Genomic DNA, 9821 nt, shown 5'->3' on the forward strand with positions numbered 1-9821 from the left:
TGAATGTATGCCCCTGCGTGCTTTAGTGGCGGTGATAGTGACAACGGCAGTGATGCTGGTGCCCCGGGCGTGGGCGGATACGGCCTGGGAGCGCTATAAGGCCCGTTTTATGATGCCGGACGGCCGTATCATTGATACCGCCAATGGCAATGTGTCGCATACGGAAGGTCAGGGCTTTGCCATGCTCCTGGCGGTGGCGAATAACGATCGCCCGGCGTTCGACAAGCTGTGGCAGTGGACGGACAGCACCCTGCGCGATAAGTCTAACGGGCTGTTTTACTGGCGCTATAACCCGGTGGCGCCGGACCCTATCGCCGATAAAAACAACGCCTCTGATGGCGATACGCTGATCGCCTGGGCGCTGTTGCGTGCGCAAAAGCAGTGGCAGGACAAGCGCTACGCGATTGCCTCGGATGCCATCACCGCCTCCCTGCTGAAATATACGGTGGTGACCTTCGCCGGTCGTCAGGTGATGCTCCCGGGCGTGAAAGGGTTCAATCTCAACGACCATCTGAACCTTAATCCCTCCTATTTCATCTTCCCGGCCTGGCGCGCCTTCGCGGAGCGGACGCATCTGACCGCCTGGCGGACATTGCAGACCGACGGACAGGCGCTGCTGGGGCAGATGGGGTGGGGGAAATCACACCTGCCCAGCGACTGGGTGGCGCTGCGGGCGGATGGCAAGATGCTGCCAGCCAAAGAGTGGCCGCCGCGGATGAGTTTCGATGCGATTCGTATCCCGCTGTATCTCTCGTGGGCCGATCCGCAAAGCGCTTTGCTCGCGCCGTGGAAGGCCTGGATGCAGAGTTACCCGCGTCTGCAAACCCCGGCGTGGATCAACGTCAGCACCAACGAGGTGGCCCCCTGGTATATGGCCGGCGGTCTGCTGGCGGTGCGCGATCTGACGCTGGGTGAACCGCAGGAGGCGCCGCAGATTGACGACAAGGATGATTATTACTCTGCCAGCCTCAAGCAGTTGGTCTGGCTGGCGAAACAGGATCAGCGTTAGAGACGGTGATTGATTTGCCGCCTTCCCCGCCCGTAGGCATGCGGGTGGGGAAGGGAGAATGGGAACGTCTCACGATGTAAGGCCGCCAGTTTGGGCGGCCTTGTCGCTTATTGCGGATAAGGCACCCAGCTACCGCCATTCAGCTGGACATAAGGCTTGCCCTGATACTGGATGACGATGGCGTTGGCGTTTTCGGACACCGCTGCGCTCTGCGGCAGGTTTGCGACATACTGCTGCCAGTTGACGCTGTCCTCGCTGAACATTTTGCCGTCGAGGGCACGCACCACCAGCTCCGACACCGCCAGGTAACTGCTGGGCTGATCGATGATAATCGGCGCCCCTTCATGCGGCGCTTTCATGCCGAAGAATTTTACCGCCGTCGGGACGTTCGTGATCGACGGGCTCGGGATATCCCGCAGGCCAGAGACCTGCATCTTATCGCCCTTCAGCGCGCCGCCGTGTTCCGGCACCACCACCACCATCACTTTCCGCCCCGATTTCTCCAGCTCGGTGAAGAAGTTATCCAGGTCATCAAACAGCTTCTGCGCCCGCACTTTGTAGTCTGCGGTTTTGCTTTGCCCCGGGAAGTGATTGCCGTCATGCAGCGGCAAGGTGTTATAGAAGGTGGCGCTCCGCGGATTGCTGCTGGCCTCTTCGGTCTTCAGCCAGCGGTTGAGGACCGCCAGATCCTCATACACCGGGGAGCCGTCAAACGCCTGCAGGCTGACCGGCAACCCGGTCTGGTCCATCAGCGGGCTCTGCATGCCGCCCAGCGAACGCAGTTCTTTCAGGAAGTCGCCGAACAGACCGTTATGGCCGAGCATCAGCTGCTGGTTGAAGCCGAGTTTCGCCAGGTTTTCAAACAGGTAGCAATCGGCGCCGGACGGCTGATACAGGTTGGTATGCGACAGCTGGCCGCAGCTGGCGCGCAGCAGGCGCACCGCCGCCGGGCCGCTGTAGGAGGTCGCGGAGTTAAAGTTTTTGAAGACAATATCGAAATGCTTCCACAGCGGATGGTCCATCAGACCGGCGGCTTCAATATCCGACCAGGAGAGCGAGCAGATATTGATCACCAGCAGGTCAAACGGCTGGGCATCCGCCGGCAGCTGGTCCGGGAACGGCGTTTTGCGCTTCTGCTCGGCGGCATAGAAACCGTTCAGCCAGTTGGTGAGATTGGCTGACGTCGGCGGCTCGGTCTGCGGCGGAATATCGCTGCTGGCGGGGCTGGTCGCGGCGCCAGCGGCGGCGTTGGCCCCGGTATTGGCCGGCGCGGTCGTGGCGGCGGCCGTGGTGGGCTGACCGGCGGGCCACAGGGTAAAGGCCGGCAGCAGTGGGCTGACCGCCAGCCAGACGACCATCGCGGAGACAAACACAGTGACGCGCAGCCACTGACTGATAAACAGCCACAGGACCAGTAAAACAAAGAAGGCGCCGACCATGCTCCAGTTAATAAACCGGACGATCAGATCCCAGATATAGCTGGCGCTGAAGCCGGCGATTTGCGAACCCTGGCTAAGAAGCGTCTCCGGACCGGGCAGCCAGGTATCGTGCCAGAACAGCGCGAAGCCGAGCGGAATAGCGATCCAGTGGCGGATACGGTGTAGCTTTTCGCGCGGGATCGGCACCAGCAGAAAGGCGAGAAACACCAGGTTCAGCATCGGGTGGAAATTGAGATACCCGGCCCACAGCAGGGCAAATTTGACCAGAAAATATAAATTCCAGCCGCCAAGGCCGCGCCAGTACTGCCAGAGCGGAAGCGGTGTCGCGGTCGGTTTAGTGTTTGTCATTTGTTCGCTTTGCCTTGCTTAACCGTGGCTCCCCGGCGTAATACGCCTGCCGGTTTCACGTAACGGTGTTTAAAGAACATCAATCTTAACGTCGTGCGAATACGGCGCTGGTAATGGCGCGTCAGGTAGCCCAGCGGGAAAAACAGCAGGGCGCAGAGCACCACCAGTTGCAGAATATCGGCGATAGACATCATCAGGCTTGTTCCTCACGGGTGGTTAACCGGTGTGGTTCGGGGTAGCGTCGCCAGTGGCGTCCATCGTGGGTGGCGTTGATGGTTTCGTTTTTATCTATCGACAAGGGCAGCGGCGTGTTCCAGTGCGCGGGCTCGACGCCGCGCATGATCACGATTTCCGAGAGGATCTGCTTGTCTTCAAACCACACCATGCGGTTAGAAAAAATATCGCCGGTCGGCAGCGGGAAAATGTGGTTTAGCGCGGTATCGAGGTCATTAATCCGGCAAAACGACAAAAACAGCACCAGCCGGTTATTGCCGATGGTCATGATATCGCCCATCCGGTTGGGTTTGCATAACGTCAGCGCCTGCTCAACGCGCAGCCCTGGCGCCGGGCGCAGGGCCACCATCACGCCTTTGCTGTCGGCGGGCAGGAGGGTATTGGCCATCACGTTCTGTACCGCCTCGCAGAAAGCATCCCACTTCTGATAGCCGCGCAGCTTTAACGGCTGGCTCCAGGTCAACAGCGTGGCGAAATCCTCCGGAATATGGCGGGAGAATTTTTGGTTCTGCACGCTTTCGATCAACGTCAGACAGCGGGAGAGCGACGCGCTGCTGGGGATCACCAGACTGGCGCCGCTGCTGAGCAGTAGCCGCTCATCGGTCGCGCGCAGGCTGGGCGTTTGCTCACGGACAATAATTTTCAGCGCCGTACCGCGCTGGCGACGCAGGGTATGAATATAGCGTCCCAGCTGTTCAATTTGCGTATTCTGGGTGATGGAGAAAAGTACCGTGGCCGCTTGTGCGGTGCGCCCGGCGTTGAAGACCTCGTCGTTGGTATCGAACAGGGTCCAGTATTCCGACAGCGGCGGGGCGCCTTCCAGCACGCGCATATTGCTGAGGATCACCTTCTCATCACTACGTGGCTGAACGCTGGTTTCCGTCTCCTGCGCCAGCCGCCAGCCGGCATCATCGCGTTGCACCATCAGCTGCTGCTGAGCGCTGATGCCTTTGTCGCTTCCCCACCAGGCAATATCAAAGAGATGCCGGTCGCCCTGGTAACGAATACTTGCCAGGCCGGAAAGGGAACGGTACTCGCGTAATAATGGGGTGAGCTGTCGATCGATATCCTGGGCGGAATTGATCGCCAGGAAAGCGCAACGGTGATATTGCGCCCAGCGGCTGGTCTTTTCCACCCACGCGCATAGCTTATCTTTATTTATATTTTGCCAGGTATTTTCAGCGCATAGCAGAATAAACAAGTAATTGCCAGGTTCGAGGGAGCAGACTAAATCACGATGTATTTCTTCCAGGGCTTCCGGACGATTCGGCAGGGTGAACAGCGCGATATTATCCGGGCCACCTTCATTATCTAATGAAATGATATTATTAGGTTTGTCTCCCATTACCAGCGCGGCGATCTTGCTGTTTTTCGCCTGCGCGGCCAGCGTCTGATTAAACAGACTGACGGCATCGGTATAACGGTCAACGTTGAGCCACCATACCCCACCGACCGGCATATGGCACACTTCATCCCATAATGATGAAATACCCAAAGTAAATACACTATCCACGGCATCCCTCGTGCGCCCTGATTGACACTGGATAAGTTTACTAGCGAAACCGGCAGAGTAAACCTAACATTGAAATTAAAGGTCATCAGTTTTAGCATGTACACCTGCTTTTAAGGATGCGCTGTATTCGTCCTCTGGTTTAATAATAAATTTCAAACGGACAGAGATATGCCAGCAAAAGATCCTGCAGTACCCACGGACGCCACGCTGGGGTACACCTTTCAAAATGATTTTCTGGCGCTAAGCCGGGCATTTTCCCTGCCGGATATTGATTATCATGATATTTCCCGGCGCGAGCAGCTGAATGCGGCGCTGAAGCGCTGGCCGTTACTGGCAGAGTTTGCAGAGAAAAAATAAGGAAGCCGGAGATGGCTATTCTGGGATTACAGGGCGTGCGCGGGGGGACTGGCGTCACGTCCATTACGGCTGCACTCGCCTGGGCGCTGCAATTGCTCGGTGAAACGGTGCTGGCGATCGACGCCAGCCCGGATAATATGCTGCGCTTTTTTTTCAATACCGATGTCCAACATCAGGACGGCTGGGCGCGGGCGCTGCTCGACGGCCGGGACTGGCGCGACGCGGGTCTGCGCTATACGCAACATATCGATCTGCTGCCGTTTGGCCAGCTCAGCGCCGGCGAAAGAGAAAATGCTGACCAGCTGCAGCCCGCGCTGGGGGCGATGGCGGAGGCTGTGCAGCAGCTGCAGAGCCAGTACCGCTGGCTGCTGCTGGATCTGCCAAACGGTTATTCGCCATTAACCCGCGAGCTGCTGACGCTGTGCGATCGCACGCTGGTGGTGGTTCATCCCGACGCCAATAGCCATATCCGTCTACACCAGCAGCCCCTCCCGGCCAACAGCGACATTCTGATTAACGACCTGCGGGTCGGCAGCCAGCTGCAGGAAGATCTCTACCAGCTGTGGCTGGAGAGCCAGCCGCGCATCCTGCCGGTGACAATTCACCGCGACGAGGCGATGGCCGAGTGCCTGGCGGCGAAACAGCCTCTTGGGGAGTATCGTCAGGACTCCCTGGCGGCGGAAGAGGTGCTGACCCTGGCGAACTGGTGCCTGATCCACTATTCCGGCGGGAGGCCGGCATGATCCGCCTCAGCACGCTGCTGCTGGCTCCGCCGGTGGGGGAACGGCTGCGCGCGCGCTATGACGACTATCGGCAGCACGGGGCCTCCTGGCTTTCGGCGTCGCTTGGCTGCCTGTGGGCGTCGCTGGTCTGGGCGCTGATGCCGCTGGAGACGCCGCGCTGGCAGGCGATTCTGGCCCACCATGAAACCTATTTTCCCCATATTAATCCGCATCGCCCGCGTCCGCTGGATCCGGTGCGCTACCTGCTGCAATCCCTGTGGTTGCTGGCGACGCGCGTGCCGGAGCCGGAAAAAAAGGTCAACTGGCGCTCGCTGGCGGCTCTGGAAGGAGTGCACGGTCGCTATACGCAATGGCTGGAGAAACTGCCTGAACAGGTGAACGCCCGCACCGGCCATCTGGATAAACAGAAAGAGCTGGCGCACCTTAATCCAAAGCTGCGCCGGGTAATCCTTGGGGGGGTGACCTTCTGCTCGCTGGTGCTGGCGCTAATGTGTATTACGCAGCCCTTTAACCCGCTGTCGCAGTTTATCTTCCTGATGCTGCTGTGGGGCGTGGCGCTGCTGGTGCGTCGCATCCCGGGGCGTTTCTCGGCGCTGATGCTTATCGTGCTGTCGCTGACGGTGTCGTGCCGCTATATCTGGTGGCGCTACACCTCGACGCTGAACTGGAACGACCCGGTAAGCCTGGTGTGCGGGATCATTCTGCTGTTCGCAGAGACCTACGCCTGGGTGGTGCTGGTGCTGGGCTACTTCCAGGTGGTCTGGCCGCTGAACCGCCAGCCGGTGCCGCTGCCGGAGGATATGGATCTGTGGCCAACCGTGGACATCTTCGTCCCTACCTACAACGAAGATCTCAACGTGGTGAAAAACACCATTTACGCCTCGCAGGGCATCGACTGGCCGAAGGACAAGCTGAACATCTGGATCCTCGACGATGGTGGACGGGAAGCGTTTCGCCAGTTTGCCAAAGATGTCGGGGTGCACTATATCGCCCGTACCAGCCACGAGCACGCCAAGGCCGGTAACATCAACAATGCGCTGAAATACGCTAAAGGGGAGTTCGTCTCGATCTTTGACTGCGACCATGTGCCAACGCGCTCGTTTCTGCAGATGACCATGGGCTGGTTCCTGAAAGAGAAAGAGCTGGCGATGATGCAGACCCCGCACCACTTCTTCTCGCCCGATCCCTTTGAGCGCAACCTTGGCCGCTTTCGCAAAACGCCGAACGAAGGGACGTTGTTCTACGGCCTGGTGCAGGACGGGAACGATATGTGGGACGCCACCTTCTTCTGCGGCTCCTGCGCCGTTATCCGTCGCGGCCCGCTGGATGAGATTGGCGGGATAGCCGTCGAAACGGTAACCGAAGATGCCCATACCTCTCTGCGTCTGCACCGGCGGGGACACACCTCAGCCTATATGCGGATCCCGCAGGCGGCGGGGCTGGCGACGGAGAGTTTGTCCGCGCATATCGGCCAGCGCATCCGCTGGGCGCGCGGGATGGTGCAGATTTTCCGGCTCGATAACCCGCTGTTTGGCAAAGGCCTGAAGCTGGCGCAGCGCGTCTGCTACGCTAACGCCATGCTCCACTTCCTCTCCGGTATTCCGCGCCTCATCTTCCTCACGGCGCCGCTGGCCTTTTTGCTGCTCCATGCCTATATCATTTATGCGCCCGCGCTGATGATCGCGCTGTTCGTGCTGCCGCACATGATCCACGCCAGCCTGACCAACTCGAAGATTCAGGGCAAATACCGCCATTCGTTCTGGAGTGAAATCTACGAGACGGTGCTGGCCTGGTATATCGCGCCGCCCACCTTTGTGGCGCTGATTAACCCGCATAAAGGTAAGTTCAACGTCACCGCGAAGGGCGGGCTGGTGGAAGAAGAGTATGTCGACTGGGTGATCTCCCGGCCCTATATCTACCTTGTACTGCTCAATCTGGTCGGCGTCGCGGTGGGGATCTGGCGATTTATGTATGGCCCGGAAAACGAAATTCTCACCGTCTGGGTGAGTATTGTCTGGGTGTTCTACAACCTGATTATTCTTGGCGGCGCGGTGGCGGTCTCGGTCGAAAGCAAGCAGGTTCGCCGTTCGCATCGTGTCGAAATGAGCATGCCGGCGGCGATTGCCCGCGAAGATGGCCATCTGTTCTCCTGCACGGTTCACGACTATTCCGACGGCGGGCTGGGGATCAAAATTCACGGCGACGCGCAGGTGCTGGAAGGCCAGAACGCCCGGCTGTTGCTCAAACGAGGACAGCAGGAATATGCCTTCCCGGTAAGGGTCGCGCGGGTCAACGGCAGCGAGGTGGGGCTCCAGCTACTGCCGTTGACCAACCAACAGCATATCGATTTTGTGCAGTGTACGTTTGCCCGCGCTGATACGTGGGCGCTTTGGCAGGATAGCTTCCCGGAAGACAAGCCGATGGAAAGCCTGCTGGATATCCTCAAGCTGGGCTTCCGTGGCTATCGTCACCTGGCGGAGTTTTCGCCGCCGTCGGTGAAGGTGGTTTTCCGCGCGCTCACTTCGCTGGTGGCCTGGATAGTGTCGTTTGTACCCCGACGCCCTGAACGCGCCGCGCCGACGCTCTCCGCAGACCCGGCAATGGCTCAACAATGATGATAATGCGATGAAAAGAAAACTTTCCTGGATGTGTGCAGTAGCGGTGGGCATGTGCAGCTGGTATCCGCTGGCCTCTTATGCGGCGCCGGCCGTCGTGGCGAACGCCGCCCCTGGCGTTCAGCCGCAGGTAGCGACCCCGGGCGCGCCGATCGTGGTGGGCGAGCCAACGGCGGCCCTTGCCGAACCGACCGCCCCGGCGGCGGTGGCCGAGAACGTCCCGCAGCGGGAGGTGAAGCTGACTTTTGCCACCATCGCGCCGCCGCCCGGCAGCATCGTGCTGCGCGGCTCACGGCCTGACGCGTCGGTCGAATTCGGCATGCGCAGCGATGAGCTGGTCGCCAACGCGCTGCTCAACCTGGAATACACCCCATCGCCTTCGCTGCTGCCCGTGCAGTCGCAGCTGAAAGTCTATCTCAACGATGAGCTGATGGGCGTCCTGCCCGTGACCAAAGAGCAGCTGGGGAAAAAGATCCGCGCGCAGTTGCCGATTGACCCGCTGTACATCACCGACTTCAACCGCGTACGGCTGGAGTTTGTCGGCCACTACCGCGATGTCTGCGAAAACCCCGCCAGCAGCACGCTGTGGCTGGACGTCGGGCGCGAAAGCTATCTGGATCTCACCTACCAGTCGCTGAAGGTGCATAACGATCTGTCACACTTCCCGGTGCCGTTCTACGATCCGCGCGATAACCGCCCGCTGACGCTACCGATGATTTTCCCGGGCTCGCCAGCGGTGGCCCAGCAGCAGGCGGCGGCGATTGTCGCCTCCTGGTTCGGCAGCAAGGCCGGCTGGCGCGGCCAGCAGTTCCCGGTCTATTTCAACGAACTGCCGGATCGTAACGCCATCGTCTTCGCCACCAACGACAAGCGCCCGGACTTCCTGCGCGATCATCCGCCGGTCAAGGCGCCGACCATCGAAATGATCGACAACCCGAACGATCCTTACGTCAAGCTGCTGGTAATTTTCGGCCGCGATGATAACGACCTGCTGCTGGCAGCGAAGGGGATTGCCCAGGGCAATATTCTGTTCCGCGGCAGCAGCGTCACCGTGGACGGCATCAAAACCCTGCAGCCGCGTCAGCCTTACGACGCACCGAACTGGGTGCGCACCGACCGCTCGGTCACCTTCGCTGAGCTGAAAACCTATGAGCAACAGCTGCAGTCCAGCGGGCTGGTGCCGGATGCCATCACCGTGGCGCTTAATCTGCCGCCGGATCTCTATCTGCTGCGGGCCAACGGCATCGATATGGATCTGAAATATCGCTACACCATGCCGCCGGTGAAGGACAGTTCGCGGATGGATATCAGCCTCAACGACCAGTTCCTGCAGTCGTTCAGCCTTAACAGCGCTCAGGACGTGAACAAACTGATCCTGCGCCTGCCGGTGCTGCAGGGGCTGCTGGACGGCAAATCAGAGGTCACCATCCCCGCGCTGCGTCTCGGGGCGGTCAACCAGCTGCGCTTTGACTTCCAGTTCATGAACCCGATGCCGGGCGGCTCCATCGACAACTGTATTACCTTCCAGCCGGTGCAGAACCATGTGGTGATTGGCGACGATTC

At 59.7% G+C, this 9821-nt stretch carries 8 protein-coding genes; 5 read left to right on the forward strand and 3 right to left on the reverse strand.

Annotated elements, in window-relative coordinates:
- Positions 1-7 precede the first annotated feature (7 nt).
- Entirely contained in the window at positions 8-1009 is a 1002-nt protein-coding gene (locus CW267_RS19660; RefSeq protein ID WP_012967086.1) for a glycosyl hydrolase family 8, read from the forward strand.
- Positions 1010-1116: 107 nt separating this feature from the next.
- Here the strand turns inward: CW267_RS19660 and bcsG are convergent, their stop codons facing one another.
- From bcsG to bcsE, 3 genes are read right to left on the reverse strand one after another with little or no spacing between them, the layout of a single operon-like run.
- Positions 1117-2796, reverse strand: coding sequence for a cellulose biosynthesis protein BcsG (gene bcsG, locus CW267_RS19665; RefSeq protein WP_032740318.1), 1680 nt, complete (start codon positions 2794-2796; stop codon positions 1117-1119).
- Complete coding sequence (gene bcsF / locus CW267_RS19670) at positions 2793-2990, reverse strand: cellulose biosynthesis protein BcsF (protein ID WP_100781147.1); 198 nt, start codon at positions 2988-2990, stop codon at positions 2793-2795. The genes bcsG and bcsF overlap by 4 nt, the downstream gene beginning before the upstream one ends.
- On the reverse strand, positions 2990-4543 hold the full coding sequence (gene bcsE, locus CW267_RS19675) for a cellulose biosynthesis protein BcsE (RefSeq protein ID WP_023298320.1): 1554 nt from the start codon (positions 4541-4543) through the stop codon (positions 2990-2992). Before bcsE ends, bcsF begins: the two co-directional genes overlap by 1 nt.
- A gap of 168 nt (positions 4544-4711) precedes the next feature.
- Between bcsE and bcsR the strand changes: the two genes are divergently transcribed.
- From bcsR to bcsB, 4 genes are all read left to right on the forward strand, one after another.
- Positions 4712-4900 (forward strand): cellulose biosynthesis protein BcsR, encoded by a 189-nt coding sequence (bcsR, locus tag CW267_RS19680; RefSeq protein ID WP_002921513.1) that lies wholly within the window; start codon positions 4712-4714, stop codon positions 4898-4900.
- A gap of 11 nt (positions 4901-4911) precedes the next feature.
- Positions 4912-5643 (forward strand): cellulose biosynthesis protein BcsQ, encoded by a 732-nt coding sequence (gene bcsQ, locus CW267_RS19685; protein WP_032755970.1) that lies wholly within the window; start codon positions 4912-4914, stop codon positions 5641-5643.
- Complete coding sequence (bcsA, locus tag CW267_RS19690; RefSeq protein ID WP_100781146.1) at positions 5640-8258, forward strand: UDP-forming cellulose synthase catalytic subunit; 2619 nt, start codon at positions 5640-5642, stop codon at positions 8256-8258. The genes bcsQ and bcsA overlap by 4 nt, the downstream gene beginning before the upstream one ends.
- 10 nt (positions 8259-8268) lie before the next feature.
- A partial coding sequence (gene bcsB / locus CW267_RS19695; protein ID WP_101148651.1) for a cellulose biosynthesis cyclic di-GMP-binding regulatory protein BcsB occupies positions 8269-9821 on the forward strand: 1553 nt, incomplete at its 3' end.

The sequence above is a fragment of the Klebsiella sp. X1-16S-Nf21 genome (assembly GCF_002837615.1).
Classification (GTDB): domain Bacteria; phylum Pseudomonadota; class Gammaproteobacteria; order Enterobacterales; family Enterobacteriaceae; genus Klebsiella; species Klebsiella variicola.

Coding starts and splice junctions, on each gene's coding strand:
- CW267_RS19660 (WP_012967086.1), top strand. CDS start 8: ATGCCCCTGCGTGCTTTAGTGGCGGTGATAGTGACAACGGCAGTGATG.
- bcsG (WP_032740318.1), bottom strand. CDS start 2,796: ATGACAAACACTAAACCGACCGCGACACCGCTTCCGCTCTGGCAGTAC.
- bcsF (WP_100781147.1), bottom strand. CDS start 2,990: ATGATGTCTATCGCCGATATTCTGCAACTGGTGGTGCTCTGCGCCCTG.
- bcsR (WP_002921513.1), top strand. CDS start 4,712: ATGCCAGCAAAAGATCCTGCAGTACCCACGGACGCCACGCTGGGGTAC.
- bcsQ (WP_032755970.1), top strand. CDS start 4,912: ATGGCTATTCTGGGATTACAGGGCGTGCGCGGGGGGACTGGCGTCACG.
- bcsA (WP_100781146.1), top strand. CDS start 5,640: ATGATCCGCCTCAGCACGCTGCTGCTGGCTCCGCCGGTGGGGGAACGG.